The organism is Nostoc sp. CMAA1605 (genome assembly GCF_021596505.1).
Taxonomy (GTDB): Bacteria; Cyanobacteriota; Cyanobacteriia; order Cyanobacteriales; family Nostocaceae; genus Trichormus.
Map to the genome: position 1 here is coordinate 36,752 of NZ_PJIZ01000012.1, position 15,451 is coordinate 52,202.

The window sequence follows — 15,451 nt, forward strand, 5'->3', positions numbered from 1 at the left end:
TCCAAAATCCAAAATCTAAAATCTAAAATTCGGAGGGTCAACTTTCTCCCTTACACCCTGCACCCTGCCCCCCTGCGAATATTAATCAGTCCCTATCTCTTCTAAACTAGTGGACTGAAACATAGTTCTCGATTTATGATGGATGATCGTGAGTTTTTTAATCAAAGCAGCCATGAACGCCCAGGAAATTATCCGTTCCATCGAAGGGGAACACCTAAAATCTAACCTTCCACAAATATACGTCGGTGATACCGTCAAAGTTGGCGTAAAAATCAAAGAAGGCGAAAAATATCGTGTACAGCCCTATGAAGGTGTAGTTATCGCCATGCGTAACGGCGGTATCAACGAAACCATTACAGTCCGTAGAGTCTTCCAAGGTGTAGGCGTGGAACGAGTATTTTTAGTTCATTCTCCTCGCATTGATAGCATCAAAGTTATCCGTCGCGGTAAAGTGAGACGGGCAAAACTTTACTATCTCAGAGGCCGTGTTGGTAAAGCTACCCGTATTAAACAACGCTTTGACCGTGCCTTATAAACTTTGGCTTTGAGATATGCACTTCACTTTAAGTTAGCAGGCGGCATCTGCCGCTAGCTTGCTTCTTTAGAGAAAGTGTGTTATCATAGCGATTGTGCGTTAAACTGAAACAAAGTTCAGCGCAGTACACAGACCCAACCCAGCTTGTGCGCTCTTAGTTCAGTTGGTAGAACGCAGGTCTCCAAAACCTGATGTCGGGGGTTCAAGTCCTCCAGGGCGCGCTCGAAAGTAAAAACACAGCCCGAAACAGTAGCACACCTGCTAAGATGGCAGAAAGTGCTATTGATTTCGGGTGTAGTTGTTTTATATTTGCAGCTTTCTTGCTTCCAGTAATTTTTGATGGAGTTAAAGCTGTCAACCTGGATGAAAATGAGCAAAGTGTAGCTGTATCAAAAAAGATGGGGGGATAAACGATCGTGGCCAAAAAGAACGAAGCAGAAATCACAGAACCCGCAGGCGGATTTAACTTCCTCAATTTCTTTCAAGGAACAAAAGAAGAACTAGAGAAGGTAGTTTGGCCAAGTCGCAAACAACTAGTCAGCGAATCAGCTGCTGTATTGTTGATGGTGACACTCTTTGCTTCTTTGATCTATTTGGTTGATGGATTGTTTAGTTGGGTATCCAAGCAGGTATTCTGATGACTTCTGCAACAGACGAACCAATGAACTCGGCGTTGCAGTCAGAGGAAACAGCAGAAACAGCGTCAAAAGAAGCACGCTGGTATGCAGTCCAGGTAGCCTCCGGCTGCGAAAAACGGGTAAAAACCAACTTGGAGCAGCGTATTCAAACCTTTGATGTCGCAGATAAAATTATCCAAGTAGAAATTCCCCACACGCCATCTGTAAAAATCCGCAAAGATGGTAGCCGCCAACACTCAGAGGAAAAGGTGTTTCCTGGTTATGTGTTAGTGCGGATGGTAATGGATGATGATACTTGGCAGGTAGTACGCAACACATCCCATGTAATTAATTTTGTGGGAGCAGAACAAAAACGAGCTACAGGCAGAAGCCGTGGTCACGTTAAGCCACTACCCTTGAGTCATTCAGAAGTAGAACGTATATTCAAACAAACCAGTGAACAAGAGCCAATAGTCAAGATTGACATGGCGACTGGTGATAAGATAGTCGTGCTTTCAGGCCCATTCAAGGATTTTGAAGGTGAGGTGATTGAAGTTAGTCCAGAACGGAGTAAACTAAAAGCCTTGCTATCGATTTTCGGGCGAGACACACCAGTAGAACTGGAATTTAATCAGGTAGAAAAACAGAGCTAAATCCAAATGGCAAAGAAAGTAGTAGCGGTCATTAAACTGGCCCTGAATGCTGGAAAAGCCAACCCAGCACCCCCAGTTGGCCCTGCCTTGGGTCAACATGGTGTTAACATCATGATGTTCTGCAAAGAGTACAATGCCAAAACAGCCGACCAAGCTGGGATGGTAATTCCCGTAGAAATCTCGGTTTATGAAGACCGGAGTTTCACATTTGTACTCAAAACACCCCCAGCATCAGTATTGATTCGCAAAGCGGCAAAAATTGAAAGAGGTTCTGACCAACCCAACAAAAAGAAAGTTGGTTCAATTACCACAGCACAGTTGCGGGAAATCGCTCAAACCAAACTACCTGACCTCAACGCCAATGATATCGATGCGGCGATGAACATTGTGGCAGGAACAGCCAGAAACATGGGCGTAACCATTAAAGATTGATATTAGATCAATCGCCAATCAAAAATCAAAAATTGCAACAGGGGGAGAAGCCCAGCTTCGCAATTGACCCCAGGAGATAAAAATGGTTAAAAAAGTATCACGTCGCTTGCGAGAGTTGCAAGCAAAAGTAGAAGAAAGGGACTATGCACCTTTAGATGCTTTAGCTTTGCTCAAAGAAACAGCTACAGCTAAATTTGCGGAAGCTGCGGAAGCACATATCCGCTTAGGTATTGATCCAAAATATACAGACCAACAATTACGTACCACAGTCGCACTACCGAAAGGTACAGGGCAAATAGTCAGAGTAGCAGTAATTGCCCGTGGGGAAAAAGTTACAGAAGCCTCTGGTGCTGGTGCTGATGTAGTTGGTTCAGAAGAATTAATTGACGAAATCCAAAAAGGTAGAATGGATTTCGACAAACTAATTGCGACACCAGACGTGATGCCACAGGTAGCCAAATTAGGTAAATTACTAGGCCCCCGTGGTTTGATGCCATCACCAAAAGGTGGTACAGTAACATTTGACATAGCAAGTGCGATCGCAGAATTCAAAGCAGGTAAATTAGAATTCCGGGCTGACCGTACAGGTATTGTTCATGTTATGTTTGGTAAGGCATCCTTCTCGCCTGAAGATTTGTTAGTCAACTTGAAGGCATTACAAGAAACCATTGACCGTAACCGTCCTTCAGGAGCTAAAGGCCGCTACTGGCGTTCAGTTTACGTATCTGCCACAATGGGGCCATCCATTAAAGTCGATGTTACAGCTCTTAGAGATTTAAAACTGACCGAAGCAGCTTAAGGGTGAATAGGGATTAGGGATTGGGTACTAGGTACTAGGAAAAACCTTTACACCAATCTCTAATACCCAACACTCAAAATTAAATAAGCAAAGCCGGAGACAGCAGGTGCAACTCGCTTAATATCCTGCCGAGGTGAAAAGCTCTATAACCAAAATACCGTGTGGAATCATGTGTATTGAAGGCTTTTAAGAGTTTTTATCATTAACCCCGGCTGAGACAGCTGGGGTTTATTGTTATCACCTAGTCAGATAAAAATAATCACCGGAGAAATCGACAGTTTTTTTGAGGAGGTGAAACCGATATGGGTAGAACACTAGAAAACAAAAAAGAAATAGTTGCGGAACTCAAAGAAAGTTTGAGTGAGTCAACTTTGGCAATAGTAATTGACTACCAAGGTCTGACAGTTGCCGAAATTACCGACTTACGGCGGCGGTTGCGTCCCACCGGCACTATCTGTAAAGTGACCAAAAACACTTTTATGGGTATTGCCATTCAAGACGATGAAAAATGGCAACCAATGTCGGAGTTGCTCAAAGGTTCTTCAGCATTCTTGTTAGTTAAAGAAGACTTTTCTGCGGCAATTAAGGCTTACCAAGACTTCCAAAAAGTTTCCAAGAAGACAGAACTTCGCGGCGGCGTAATGGAAGGTCGCTTGCTGAAAGAACCGGATGTCAAAGCTTTAGGAGACTTGCCATCCAAAGAACAACTCATGGGTCAAATTGCGGGAGCTATCAACGCTTTGGCAACAAAAATTGCTGTGGGTATCAACGAAGTTCCTGGCGGACTGGCGCGTGCTTTGCAAGCTGTTGCTGACAAAGAAAATAGCGGTGCAAGTGCTGGTGAATAGGTAAAAGGTGGTAAATCACCAATTATCAATTGCTAGCTACCAATTTACGAAAACAACAATCAAAAATTACAGGAGTAATATCCATGTCTGCTGCAACCGAACAAATTTTAGAACAATTGAAATCCTTGACCTTGTTGGAAGCTGCTGAATTAGTTAAGCAAATCGAAGAAGCTTTCGGCGTAAGTGCTGCTGCACCCGTTGGCGTAGCTGTAGCTGCTCCTACTGCTGTAGCTGCTGCTGAACCAGTAGAAGAGAAGACCGAATTTGACGTAGTTCTCGAATCTGTTCCTGCTGATAAGAAGATTGCTGTACTGAAAGTTGTTCGTGAAATCACTGGTTTGGGTCTGAAAGAAGCTAAAGACTTAGTAGAAGCTGCTCCTAAAGCAGTTAAGGAAGCTATTGCTAAGGAAGCTGCTGAAGATGCTAAGAAGCGGATTGAAGAAGCTGGCGGTAAGGTTACTGTTAAGTAATTAAAACGAGAAGCTTCTGCTAATAAAAAAGGAGTCTAAATAAGACTCCTTTTTTGTTTTCAAATTTTGGTGGGTTGTAGAGCAATACGGTTCAGTTAAGGCTAAAATCTGGGGTTTGTGAAGTAATGAAAAGTTCGTAGTAAGGACTTCAGTCCTTAGATGAGGACTAAAGTCCTAACTACAAACTATTTTTTTAACTGAACTGTATTGGGTTGTAGAGACGTTGTATATGTTTCTACATTGCAGAATAAAAACCCAACTTTCTACCTTTATCTCAAAATTGATTATCTTACAGAAAATGCTTCACTAAATCGACGAGTTACAGGTTCAAGAATAAAAGTCAAAATTGACTTTTTCCGCGTCACAATTTCACCTGTAGCCGCCATACCAGGGGTAAAAGCCACCTCTTGACCACGCACTGTGAGGGTGTGTTTTTGCAGTTTGATTCTAGTGGGAAAAACTAGACCTAAATCTTTATCAACGGTAGCATTAGGGCTAACTTGCACAACTTCACCGTCAATAGTGCCGAATTCTTGAAACGGAAAAGTTGCCATTTTCACCTTTGCTTTCATCCCTTTTTGAATAAAACCGATATCACGATTCAGGACTTTGACTTCTAAAAGGATTTCTTCTCCTTCTGGAAGGATAGATAATAATTCTTCACCGGCTTGGACTGGCCCTTTAGTAGCTTTAATTTTGTAGATAGTACCAGCTACTGGGGCTTTGATGGTTTCCCCATCGGTTTCTTTTTTGGCTTGTTCTAATTGGCCAGTAACATTAGTCAGTTCTTCTTGACGCTTATTAATTTGGGTGAGAATTTCACTTTTACGTTCCGATGCAACGCGTTGTGCTTGACTCCAAGCTGCTTGATAGGCGGCTTGGGCTTGGCGAATTTCTTGGGCTTGGGCTGCGATATCTTTTTCTAGTGATGTAACTTTATCTTGGGCTTCTGTGATGCGATTTTGGGCGTTTGTGACTTCATCTTTAGCCCTGGTAATCTCCGTTTGGGCGCGTGTTAGTCTTTCTTTGGCTTCCAGATAATCAACTCTGGGGACAGCACCAGGAGTAATCAAAGTACGGAGATTTTCTTCACGACTTTGGGCAATTCCTAGATTACTTTCGACCTTGTCACGAATACTTTCGGCATTGGCAAGGTTAGTTTTAGCATTGATAACGCCAGTTCTGGCACTAGCAAGATTATCTTGTAACCTAGTTAGGCGTACCCTTGCTTGATCAATCAAAGCTCGTTGACGATTAGCTTCGGCTTCGGCGGCGGCTTGACGGGCTTGGTAGTCGCGCAGGCGGGATTTTAGCAGTTCATCTTGGATTTCTGTATTTGCTGTGCGATCGCCTAATCGTTCTGCTTGTAAACGCTGCAAATCTTCTTGAATTAATTGGCTACTGCGAGAGAGGCGTGTGACATCAGTTTGTTTGAGGTCTGGGTCACGCTGAATTAGGACTTGATCCTTATTAACGCGATCGCCTTCTTCTACTTTAATCGCGACAATCGCCCCATTACCCAGAGATGTCACCGGTCTTACCTGAGTAGAGGCGATTAATTCCCCTTGCGCTACCGCCACCTCATCGATTTCCGACAAACCAGCCCAGGCGATCGCACCAAATATCACAAAGCTAATTGTTCCTGCTAATAATCTAGTGTAAAGCGGTGGTAATTCTTTTACGGCTTTACCGAGTTCATAGGATAGTTCGTCTTCTGGTCTAGCGAATACCTGTTTGGTTTGACGTGCTTGAGCCGCATTAGCTAATAGGGGATGTTTCATAAGGGGGGATTGGGTACTGGGTACTGGGGACTGGGGATTGGGGACTGGGGATTGGGAACTAAAGATAACGCGATGTGCGACTTATTCTCGAACTCCTCCCCTGCAAAGAGAGAGGCTTTGATTATTGCTCCCCTTCCCTTGTAGGGAAGGGGTTGGGGGTTAGGTTTGAAGAAAAGTTGCACACGGCGGAAAGATAGAGCTAAATTACCCAATCACCAGTCCCTAATCCCCAGTCCCCGTCAGACTGCTAAATAGCGTTTTATGAAACTTTCTAGAGTTTCTAGGGAAAAACTGAAAGTTTGCTCTATATTAGCTATTTCCTCTTTTCTACAGAAAAATTCGTTGGACAGTAATGTCCGAAAAGTTCCCAAAGCCTGTTGTGCTTGTGGGTTAATCAATCCCAACATAGCCCTTAACCCATCCACCGCTAATAATGGTGAGTTAATGATTATTGGCTCTTTATTAAAAATGCGCCCAAAGATTTGGGGAATGTCTCCACGGTATAAGATTTCTGGGCCTCCCACGGGAAAGATTTGATTCAGTGCGCCTGGGACACTCACAGAATCTACTGTGATTCTGGCTAAATCATCTGTACTCACGATAGAAGTCCGATTTTTCGGATCGCCAATCAATATATATAAGCCCGTGTCGCGGAATCTTTCTGCTAAGGGAAGTAAATTAGATGCTAGTCCAGCCGGACGTAAAATAGTGTAATTTAAGCCACTAGCAACTAAATAACGTTCTACAGCCCGTTTAGCTTTGAACACGGGAGCATCTTCGTATCCCCGATCAACTCCTAACACGGATATAAAAACGAAATGCTTGACTTTGTTAGCTTTCGCCTGATCAATGAGTTCAATGTTAGCTCGGTAATCTAAAGCCAGAGCATCACTATCAGAACCGTGGGAACTGATAACATATTGAACGCCTCGACAAGCTTTAGCTATATCTTTGTCATCCTTTAAATCACCAATGAACATTTCTGCACCTCGATGTTCTAATTCACCATAAGGCGAGGTGAGGCGAACAAATGCGCGCACAGACTGCTCCCGTTGGCGTAGCAGTCGCACCACTCGACGACCAATATCTCCCGTTGCTCCAGTTACCAAAAACATAATGATTAGGGAATAGGGAATAGAAAATAGGGATTGGGTACTGGGGATTGGGGATTGGGGAAATTACCCAGTACCCAGTAATCATTCTTGAATTTTGAATTGATTCTTCCCCAGTCCCTTATACCCAATATCCTAAATTCTCTTATTTAAAATTCCACAATTACCGGTGTGTGGTCACTGGGTTGGGTTAATTTTCTGGGGGTGATATCAATGATGCAGCTGGTTGCGCGATCGTATAGTGTAGGCGTTAGATAGTGATGGTCAATCCGCCATCCTTGATTGCGTCGAAAGGCGGCGGTGCGATAGTCCCACCAGCTATAGTGTCCACCTTCGCTGGTAAATTTCCGAAAAGCATCGGCAAAGCCTAATTCTAGAATATCTTTGAGGGCTTGGCGTTCTGCTTCCGAAGCCATGATGTGATTTTCCGCTTTGACTTTCTCGTGAATATCTCTGGTTTCTAAGGCGATATTAAAATCGCCACACATACAAATAGCAGATTCAGATGACAACAGTGTTTGTAAATATTGCCGTAGCACTGTCAGCCAACGCAGTTTAAACTCATATTTCTCGCTACCTATGGATGAACCGTTGGGAACATAGAGGTTTAAAATCCTTACCCCATCCATAACACCGGTAATTACTCGTTTCTGCTCATCCCAAATTGGATCAATTTCTGGGAGTATGGGGGTGAATCCCATAGTTACATTTGCAAGCGGTTTTTGACTAACTAAGGCTACGCCGTTATAAGATTTTTGTCCCGATACATATAGGTGATAGCCTAAATCCTCTAAAGGCGATCGCGGAAAATCTGCATCTACAACTTTAGTTTCTTGCAAACACAGAACATCTACGGGATTTTGCCCCAACCAATCAATAACCTGCTCTAGACGAGTGCGAATCGAATTAACATTCCAAGTGGCAATTTTCATCAGTTGACTAACTATAATCTGAAATTGATTAATGCTTTTGGCACTGGCTTTTTTAGAATTATTTAATATTTACCAGATTTATTGGTTTTTAACCATTTCCACCAAATCCATCTCATAAAAAATTGATCCCATCACATTTTTTTAGTATTGTTAGCTACAAATTATAGATATTTGTGAGTTCTGATACAAAATCTTTCACTATTTTATGATCCCCAGGACAGATGCAACTTAGAAGACATGAGTTATATTAATAAAGACAAGAGGTTAGTAACTATGACTAGTGAGATAAAATATATCCAGAATCATTGACTATCCCGCTAACCAATATGACCCTTCTCAGGATCAATTTAGGTTAATTTAAATTGCAAACTTGCCAGTAGTAATTTTATTTCCTCATAATAATATTATTGAAGTTTTGGTTGTGGGGAGCATCTTACTGACAAAGCAAATCATGATCCCAATTCAGTAAACGTCAGCATCAGTAAAATCAAGCGTCAACTTCATCTCAAATAGATTCAGCCCGTTAATAACGGTACTGCACTAGCAGATTCTCTATTCGTTACTCAACTACAAAACCCTCTAACTCGGCGTTTTAAGGTTGCTTGTCTTCAAAAAAAGACCACAACAGGCGATCGCCATTGTCCAAAACATGGGCTACACACTAGAAAATTAGAGTCGGTTGATGTAGCTCAAGTCAATTTTCCCAGATAAGAAAATTTTCCTCATCTAGCAGGAAAGCAAATTAAATATTTACGTGAAATTAACTATACACAAACAGCCATATTAATTGGCAATGTCAGAATCACTCGATTTCCTAATTATCTTTTCAGGAAAGTTTGGCTTGGTAATGATGACATCGCTAGCAGCTAATACATCTGTTATGAAGATGCGATAAACATTCTGTACTAAGAATTTACAGAGCGAAAAATAACTGATTTTCTTTACCAACTCCTTAATAAAATAGCCGGAAGACTTGGGCGGTTATGGAATTAGCGCGTTATTTAGTGAAGAAAATATGTAGAAAACAAATTCAGTCCTATCCCAATGTTTAATAGAGATCAAAGTAACTACACACCAGGGGACAACAACCAAATTATGTCCCGATATTATATCCATGCTGGTCGAATTTAATTTTAAACAACAATTTTCTTGAACATCTTTCAAAAATCATTTTTCAGGAGGAGATTGGTATGAGTATACTAGTCAATAATTGCCCATGCTGCGGTGGTTCAATCCTCCGCCATGTTCGTCACGGTGAATTGTATTGGTTTTGTTTATCTTGTAGACAGGAAGTTCCGCTTTTAAATACTAATCGCCTCACTACTGTAGACACTCGCAACACCAATATGGTCACTCACTCATCTGCAAGTGCGGAGTGCTAAGGGACTTCCAACTAAAAAATATACAATCGCTGTGGTGAGCAGGGAGCAGGGGGAAAATCAAAATATTCTATCTCGGAAATTGAATAATTTATTTTCTGGAAGTCCCTAAATCTTAGCTGTGTATGCTTTAGCTCTATCTGATAAAATCAGGTGGAGCTAAGTTAATAGGTAGAAGGCTGTGCTAGCAGCATTACTTTATGGTCAAGAAGATTTACGCTTAGAACAAGTTGCAGACCCAATACCAGATTTTGGTGAAGTAGTCATTAAAGTAGGGGTAGCCACAACTTGCGGTACAGATTTAAAAGTTTGGCGGCGTGGTGGTCATGCCAAAATGCTAAAACCACCGACCTTATTTGGCCATGAAGCAGCAGGAGAGATTATAGCAGTAGGTGCGGGTGTAACAGGTTGGCAAGTAGGCGATCGCATCGTCGCTAACAACTCCGCACCCTGCATGAAATGCTTTTTTTGTCAACGCCAAGAATATTCCCTATGTCCCCATTTAACTTGGAATAATGGCACCTTTGCAGAATACTTGAAAATTCCTGCGCCCATTGTGCAGCATAATATGTTGCCAGTTCCCGATGAATTGCCGTTAGCATTAGCGGCGATGACAGAACCCTTAGCTTGTGTATTGCATGGGGTGGCTCGTTCTAACGTCAAACCTCAAGATAGGGTAGTGATTTTGGGAGATGGTGCAATTGGTTTAATGTTTGTCGCTGCTTTAGCGGAAAATACTGAGGTGTTGCTGTGGGGAGGTAACGACAGCAGACTAGAAATTGGGGAAAAACTAGGCGCAGCTAAGACATTTAACTATCATCAAATACCAGACATTCCTGGCGTAGTCAAAGAACTAACAGATGGTTGGGGTGCAGATGTGGTGATTGAAGCGACGGGAGTACCCAGCGTTTGGGAAACTGCGATCGCCTGCGCTCGTCCTGGTGCTACTGTAAATTTATTTGGTGGTTGTCCTAGAGATACAACAATTACAGTCAACACAGAACAATTACATTACAGCGAACTCACCTTAAAAGGTGTATTTCACAACACACCTCAATATGTGAAGGCTGCACTTGCATTAATTGCTAGTCGCAAAATACCTTTTGAATTACTAATTAGTGAACAGCGACAATTGCAAGATTTAGAACAAGTTTTTCACGATATGAAAGCACGCAAAGTTATTAAAGTGGGTATTAAACCTTAATTGGGATTAATTTGGTGTTGACTTGATTAGCTTCTGTAAAGTCATGTTCAGTGCCTCTATTTCTTGTTGTGAGAAAAGATTTTTTTGATTTCGCAATCTTTTTAAAGTTGTCTCAAAATGAGATATTACTATTTCGGCATCAGATTTAGATAAAGTATTTATTAGCTGTGCAGAGCTATAAAATAATGTTGAACCAGCAGTATTACGTACTTCAACATCTGTATCTTGAAGAGCAGATATGAGTTCTAATAAAACAGTTTTTGGTTCAACACCAATTTTTGTTCCATAAAAATCACCAAAACTGGATGAAACTATTCCACGTTGAATATTTAAATTTGGCCATTGTTCTTGGATAGCGGAATTTAGTGTTGGCAGAGGTAAATTAGTTTTTGCATTAATTATTGCCGATCCAATATATCCCAAAATACTAATAGCATTTGGTCGTACCTTTGGTACAGGAGATTTGAGAGCCGCTTGCAGTTCTGTGCCAAAAGTTTGATATTCTTCTTGTACTAAAGCATAAATAGCGTTAAGGCGTACTTGCTCATCTGAATCATTTAGTGCAGTAAAAGTAATTGCTGATAATAAATCAGCAGGTTTTGCTGGTATACTCGCTAAGGCAAAAGCAGCATTAGCACGTAAGCTCGGATCTGGGTTTTGGAGAGTCGCTCTGAGTTCAGGGAAAAGCGCAGAGGTTTCTGCACCTATTAAACCCAAAGTTATAGCTGCATGACGACGCACATCAGAATCTGGATCTTTAAGAGCATCTCTCAGGTATGGTAGTATTTGTTCTTGCTTTGTATCTATGAATGCTAAGGCATCAATAATCAGAATACGTATATTCTTATTTGGGTCTTGAAGGGCTTTAATCAGCACTGGTACAGCATTCATCTTCACCAAAGCTAAAGCAGCAAGGGTACGTACATCTGGCTCTGAGTCTTGGAGAGCAAAAGTGAGTTCTGGCACAGCTAATAACGTTTGATTGTTAACAAATGACTCCAAGGATAGGGCTGCAAAAATCCGCACATCTCTATCCTGGTCTTTCAGAGCTATAGCAAGGTGAGGTGCAAGAGTTTGTTTTTTCTCCAGGGGCGTAGATAAAGGCATCTGACTCAATGCAAAAGCAACACTGCGGCGTACTTCTACTTCTGAGTCTTGGAGCGCAACAATCAGACTAGGTACAGCAGCAGAGGCATCATCAGCAGAGGCTTCATTGTAAATTCTACCCAAAGTGTTGCTGACCCCACTACGTACTCGCTTATCTGGGTCTTTTAATGCTTTGATCAAAGTAGGAATTGCCTCTTTACCAATTGTCGCTAACTTGACCAGAGTCTTTTCCCGCTCTTCTCTGTTGTCGGTTTTCAACTGTTCAATCAGAGGTGTAACTTTTGCGCTGTTAGTATTAACTTGTGCTATTGGTGATGTTGATTCTGTGTTGGAGGAAGCTGAAACCAACGAAAGTTTACTCTGAATAGGGGTTTGTCCCGCTACGGACATCACTTGAGTTAACAACGACAGCACTAATGTAACCGTAGCAACAACTGTTGAGCTTAAAGACTTCATAGATTTCTCTGTAATGTTTATGACTTAGGTTTGTGTTTGCTTCCCTCACGGGTTTTCGCAACTGCCCAAGAGAATAATATGTTGGCGAAACATTAATTAATAGAAAAATGCCGTTTTTACTTTGTATTTCATGGAAAGGAAGATTCTACCTTGATACTGGTGATGCAATATCTATAGAATCTCTCTGATCAACAAACAGGCAATGTTGTTGGAGTTGGCAGACCCAGGTTTATACAAAAATTCCTAGCTAAAATGAGACTATTGGAAGATAAAAAGCACAACTTTTGCGCTTTAATCCTACTAATATTGCCCATTTTCTGGATTACATAATTATGAAATTTAGCTTTTCTGCACCTTCCTTATTAGCTCATATTTCATCTATTGTGCTGCTAGGTTTTTCAATACCAATGGTGATGCCAATTCTCGCTTCTAGTAACACTACCTGCCCAACTTTAAAGCCAGCATGGCTCAATACTTCAACTGACTTTATAGCTATGGGACACTTTCAAGAGGAATGTAAAAAAGACTCTCTTGGGGCTGTTGCGTCTTTTTCCCAGGCAATTCGGCTCAGTCCTCAAGCTGAAGAACCATATTATCATCGTGCTAATTCCTACTATAATCTTGGTAATTATCAAGCCGCAGTGGTAGATTATACAGAAGTAATTAGACAAAATACAGGTAAGTTTGGTTTCAGTCGTGATGCATATTGGAATAGGGCGAGGGCTTACGAAAAGTTAGGAGAAAAACAACAAGCGATCGCAGATTTAACTCAATTAATTGGTAATAGTAGTAACAACGCTGAAGAGTACCTATTGAGAGGAAAACTTTACAAGGATTTAGGAAATAAAACAAGTGCAAAGGCAGACTATCAAGCCGCAGAAAAACTTTTACAGCAATATGTAAGCGGTAATTTCGGCAGTGGAATGACAGATGTCAGATATCAACAAATGTTAGAGCAAGTTAGGGTTGAATTATTAGAACTAAATTCTTAACTAATGTGATTTATTTTGGTGTGTGATGGCATGAATTATTCATGGATTTGCCATCACACACAACTATTTGCATTAATCTTTTTGTGTTGCCAAGAATATTATTTAAAAGCTCACGCCAAGGCGCAAAGAAGAACGCAAATAAATAACTTTTCAATTGATTTGATAGTCAATGCAATAATTTTGCTGAAAAACGGGAAGACTATGATTACTCCCTTGGGGGTAATTTCTCTGTAATTCCCGTATAGGAAAATGCTCAAAAAATCTCAGCTTAACTTGTTGATTTGCGCCTGTACCCTAGTTTCTGGGCTAGGCGTGGGAATGCTATTTGATACCAAAGCGAATGCTTTACCAGGACAAAGTACAGAGGAAGTAGGTACTTGGATGCAAGCCCATCCAACCTTACGTCCTGGTAGTGGAGAAAAATTATATGTGCAGAAAAGTGATACAGCTGCCCAGCGATTCACTTTTCAGGCTTCTGTATTGCCTCCTGGTAAAGTAGAATTCACGAAAGATAGAAGTAGAATTCGCTATGAGCGTTTAGCAATGTATGATGCCGTTAATGGCATGAGTTTTCAGCGTTTGCAAGAGTCTTTACGCGTAATTTACGGCTTAGATATCTATCAAGACTTTAAAAACGCCCAAACTGTATATGAGTATCCTAACCAGAGTGCAATTAACTCAGCGCGTTTTGCCAAAACTCCCATTAGAGAAGCTTTAAAAGGAGAATTACGAATAGGCGATCGCTACGCCTATTGGCTGGAAATTGCCCAACCACGCAACGGTAAAGCTTTCACCGGACAAATGACAGTTTTACTTAAAAGCGACTTGGATAAATTAGAAGCTGAATTGCGAAATCGTTAGTTCAGATATGACAGTTTTAGTTTTTTTCAGCAATCACAGCCCCGAATTTTTGCAAAAATTTGGGGTTTTGTGATGAAATTCTTGAATATTACGCTTGCTAATAATCACATACTCAATTCAGTTGTCTAAAATCAGCAATTAGTGTATAAATTGACGTTGTTTGCTGAGTAGGAATCATTTCCATTGGTTTTAATTATCCGTGAAGCAGCTACCCCTGAAGAGATAGAGGAAATGCTGAAAACTTGGGATGTATTTATTAAAATAGCAGTAGATATAGAACGTCAAATTCTAGCAGGAGGTGGCGTTCGCCATTACGAATGTGAACAAGAATTGCTCAAAGACGGTAGCAAACAACAATATATTTGGGGTGCTGATTGGTCTCCTTACACTCAGGAGATAGTATTTGAGTCAATTATTAACATTCGCCCCAGTCAAAACAATCGTAGTATGATCATCCAATCTCCACAAATTCGAGAACAAGTTAGCCAAATTACCAAGCAATTGCTAGGAGGAATGTAATGCCCAACTGGAGTGCAATTGAAGCTAGTTTTGTCAACCAAACCCATGCACAACAGTTGGGAGAATTGGCGGCTTGTTTAGCACGTCTCAATTCCTGGTTAGAAAAGAGTGCTAACCGTGACTTAGTCCCACTTTTAATTGAAGAAAGTTTGGTGTATTTATCTTTGATAAAACAAAAAAACGAAATAAATAATTTTGAATTCAATGAACTCCAAAATTCGTTACAGACATGGAAACAAGAGTGGCTAAATATTTTGGATAAGCCAAAAGAAACGGCACATATTAGGGTGACTGTATCTAATTGGTCACAGCAAATATTAGATATGTCTGGATTGCTGACTTCTAAATCTATGAGTGCTTAGTCTAAAAACTTCCACTTGGAGGAGTTTGCCAAACGCCAGAAAAGATACTTTCCACAGCTAAAGCAATTCTCACTAAATCTTCCTTAAGCAATGGCGGCCAATCTACGCCAACTCTGCGTCCAGCGATAAATAACTGTTGCGTTTTCACACTTAATTGATAAAGAGCAAAAGTTAATTCTCTATCTAGACTGGGAGATTCTTTCAAGGCTTCAAACACAACTTTTAAAGCTAACAAAATAGAGGTAATTTGACCTGGGACTGGTGGTTTACCTTGTTTCATCCGCGTCAATAGTGCATCTGGGTTTTCCTCAGTTGCAATTGTTTGGCCTAGTAGGAGTTTGCGAGCTGTTTCGTAATTCATCTATCCAGCGTAGTGTGGTTTTTTACAATCC

The 15,451-nt window shown here is 41.1% G+C and carries 20 protein-coding genes, 1 tRNA gene and 1 other annotated feature; of the genes, 16 read left to right on the forward strand and 5 right to left on the reverse strand.

Translation table 11 applies throughout. The features are described from left to right. The first annotated feature begins 172 nt into the window (after positions 1 to 172). From rplS to rplL, 9 genes are all read left to right on the forward strand, one after another. Positions 173 to 535 carry a 50S ribosomal protein L19 gene (gene rplS, locus CV014_RS06655; protein ID WP_103140895.1) on the forward strand — a complete coding sequence of 121 codons (363 nt, stop codon included), beginning with the start codon at positions 173 to 175 and terminating at the stop codon, positions 533 to 535. A 148-nt stretch (positions 536 to 683) separates the two neighbouring features. Further along, a tRNA-Trp gene (locus tag CV014_RS06660) sits at positions 684 to 756 on the forward strand. Positions 757 to 801: 45 nt separating this feature from the next. Continuing rightward, the gene (locus tag CV014_RS06665) at positions 802 to 945 is read left to right on the forward strand and encodes a hypothetical protein (protein WP_236141308.1); all 144 of its coding nucleotides are present in this window, start codon (positions 802 to 804) and stop codon (positions 943 to 945) included. Positions 946 to 951: 6 nt separating this feature from the next. Next, the gene (secE, locus tag CV014_RS06670; RefSeq protein ID WP_236141309.1) at positions 952 to 1,173 is read left to right on the forward strand and encodes a preprotein translocase subunit SecE; all 222 of its coding nucleotides are present in this window, start codon (positions 952 to 954) and stop codon (positions 1,171 to 1,173) included. Next, positions 1,173 to 1,805 (forward strand): transcription termination/antitermination protein NusG, encoded by a 633-nt coding sequence (gene nusG / locus CV014_RS06675; RefSeq protein ID WP_236141310.1) that lies wholly within the window; start codon positions 1,173 to 1,175, stop codon positions 1,803 to 1,805. The genes secE and nusG overlap by 1 nt, the downstream gene beginning before the upstream one ends. 6 nt (positions 1,806 to 1,811) lie before the next feature. Continuing rightward, positions 1,812 to 2,237 (forward strand): 50S ribosomal protein L11, encoded by a 426-nt coding sequence (gene rplK / locus CV014_RS06680; RefSeq protein WP_103140030.1) that lies wholly within the window; start codon positions 1,812 to 1,814, stop codon positions 2,235 to 2,237. 82 nt (positions 2,238 to 2,319) lie between these two features. Then, positions 2,320 to 3,036 carry a 50S ribosomal protein L1 gene (gene rplA / locus CV014_RS06685; RefSeq protein ID WP_236141311.1) on the forward strand — a complete coding sequence of 239 codons (717 nt, stop codon included), beginning with the start codon at positions 2,320 to 2,322 and terminating at the stop codon, positions 3,034 to 3,036. 75 nt (positions 3,037 to 3,111) lie between these two features. Next, positions 3,112 to 3,278 (forward strand) — a sequence feature (ribosomal protein L10 leader region). 60 nt (positions 3,279 to 3,338) lie between these two features. Then, the gene (rplJ, locus tag CV014_RS06690; RefSeq protein WP_236141312.1) at positions 3,339 to 3,884 is read left to right on the forward strand and encodes a 50S ribosomal protein L10; all 546 of its coding nucleotides are present in this window, start codon (positions 3,339 to 3,341) and stop codon (positions 3,882 to 3,884) included. Between the two features lie 83 nt (positions 3,885 to 3,967). Next, on the forward strand, positions 3,968 to 4,354 hold the full coding sequence (rplL, locus tag CV014_RS06695) for a 50S ribosomal protein L7/L12 (RefSeq protein ID WP_236141313.1): 387 nt from the start codon (positions 3,968 to 3,970) through the stop codon (positions 4,352 to 4,354). 284 nt (positions 4,355 to 4,638) lie between these two features. Here the strand turns inward: rplL and CV014_RS06700 are convergent, their stop codons facing one another. Then, the gene (locus CV014_RS06700; protein ID WP_236141314.1) at positions 4,639 to 6,135 is read right to left on the reverse strand and encodes an HlyD family efflux transporter periplasmic adaptor subunit; all 1,497 of its coding nucleotides are present in this window, start codon (positions 6,133 to 6,135) and stop codon (positions 4,639 to 4,641) included. A gap of 9 nt (positions 6,136 to 6,144) precedes the next feature. Here CV014_RS06700 and CV014_RS29895 point away from each other — a divergent pair, with 9 nt between their 5' ends. Then, positions 6,145 to 6,279, forward strand: coding sequence for a hypothetical protein (locus tag CV014_RS29895; protein WP_268964532.1), 135 nt, complete (start codon positions 6,145 to 6,147; stop codon positions 6,277 to 6,279). A 95-nt stretch (positions 6,280 to 6,374) separates the two neighbouring features. Here CV014_RS29895 and CV014_RS06705 read toward each other — a convergent pair whose 3' ends face one another. Together CV014_RS06705 and xth are read right to left on the reverse strand one after the other, a co-directional pair. Beyond that, positions 6,375 to 7,250 carry an SDR family oxidoreductase gene (locus CV014_RS06705; RefSeq protein WP_236141315.1) on the reverse strand — a complete coding sequence of 292 codons (876 nt, stop codon included), beginning with the start codon at positions 7,248 to 7,250 and terminating at the stop codon, positions 6,375 to 6,377. Between the two features lie 146 nt (positions 7,251 to 7,396). Next, positions 7,397 to 8,179, reverse strand: coding sequence for an exodeoxyribonuclease III (gene xth / locus CV014_RS06710; RefSeq protein WP_236141316.1), 783 nt, complete (start codon positions 8,177 to 8,179; stop codon positions 7,397 to 7,399). 1,190 nt (positions 8,180 to 9,369) lie between these two features. Between xth and CV014_RS06715 the strand changes: the two genes are divergently transcribed. Next, a complete protein-coding gene (locus tag CV014_RS06715; RefSeq protein ID WP_236141317.1) occupies positions 9,370 to 9,561 on the forward strand; it encodes a hypothetical protein in 192 nt (63 codons plus the stop codon). Between the two features lie 178 nt (positions 9,562 to 9,739). Beyond that, positions 9,740 to 10,762 (forward strand): zinc-dependent alcohol dehydrogenase, encoded by a 1,023-nt coding sequence (locus tag CV014_RS06720; protein WP_236141318.1) that lies wholly within the window; start codon positions 9,740 to 9,742, stop codon positions 10,760 to 10,762. Between the two features lie 6 nt (positions 10,763 to 10,768). Here the strand turns inward: CV014_RS06720 and CV014_RS06725 are convergent, their stop codons facing one another. Further along, complete coding sequence (locus CV014_RS06725; protein ID WP_236141319.1) at positions 10,769 to 12,325, reverse strand: HEAT repeat domain-containing protein; 1,557 nt, start codon at positions 12,323 to 12,325, stop codon at positions 10,769 to 10,771. A 332-nt stretch (positions 12,326 to 12,657) separates the two neighbouring features. Between CV014_RS06725 and CV014_RS06730 the strand changes: the two genes are divergently transcribed. The 4 genes from CV014_RS06730 to CV014_RS06745 all read left to right on the forward strand — a co-directional run bounded on the left by CV014_RS06730 (position 12,658) and on the right by CV014_RS06745 (position 15,059). After that, entirely contained in the window at positions 12,658 to 13,317 is a 660-nt protein-coding gene (locus CV014_RS06730; protein WP_236141320.1) for a tetratricopeptide repeat protein, read from the forward strand. Positions 13,318 to 13,566: 249 nt separating this feature from the next. Then, positions 13,567 to 14,178 (forward strand): hypothetical protein, encoded by a 612-nt coding sequence (locus tag CV014_RS06735; protein ID WP_236141321.1) that lies wholly within the window; start codon positions 13,567 to 13,569, stop codon positions 14,176 to 14,178. A 183-nt stretch (positions 14,179 to 14,361) separates the two neighbouring features. Next, complete coding sequence (locus tag CV014_RS06740; RefSeq protein ID WP_236141322.1) at positions 14,362 to 14,697, forward strand: DUF5674 family protein; 336 nt, start codon at positions 14,362 to 14,364, stop codon at positions 14,695 to 14,697. Further along, a complete protein-coding gene (locus CV014_RS06745; protein WP_236141323.1) occupies positions 14,697 to 15,059 on the forward strand; it encodes a hypothetical protein in 363 nt (120 codons plus the stop codon). The genes CV014_RS06740 and CV014_RS06745 overlap by 1 nt, the downstream gene beginning before the upstream one ends. Before the next feature lies 1 nt (position 15,060). Here CV014_RS06745 and CV014_RS06750 read toward each other — a convergent pair whose 3' ends face one another. Then, positions 15,061 to 15,420, reverse strand: coding sequence for a Dethiobiotin synthetase (locus CV014_RS06750; RefSeq protein WP_236141324.1), 360 nt, complete (start codon positions 15,418 to 15,420; stop codon positions 15,061 to 15,063). Between the last annotated feature and the right edge of the window lie 31 nt (positions 15,421 to 15,451).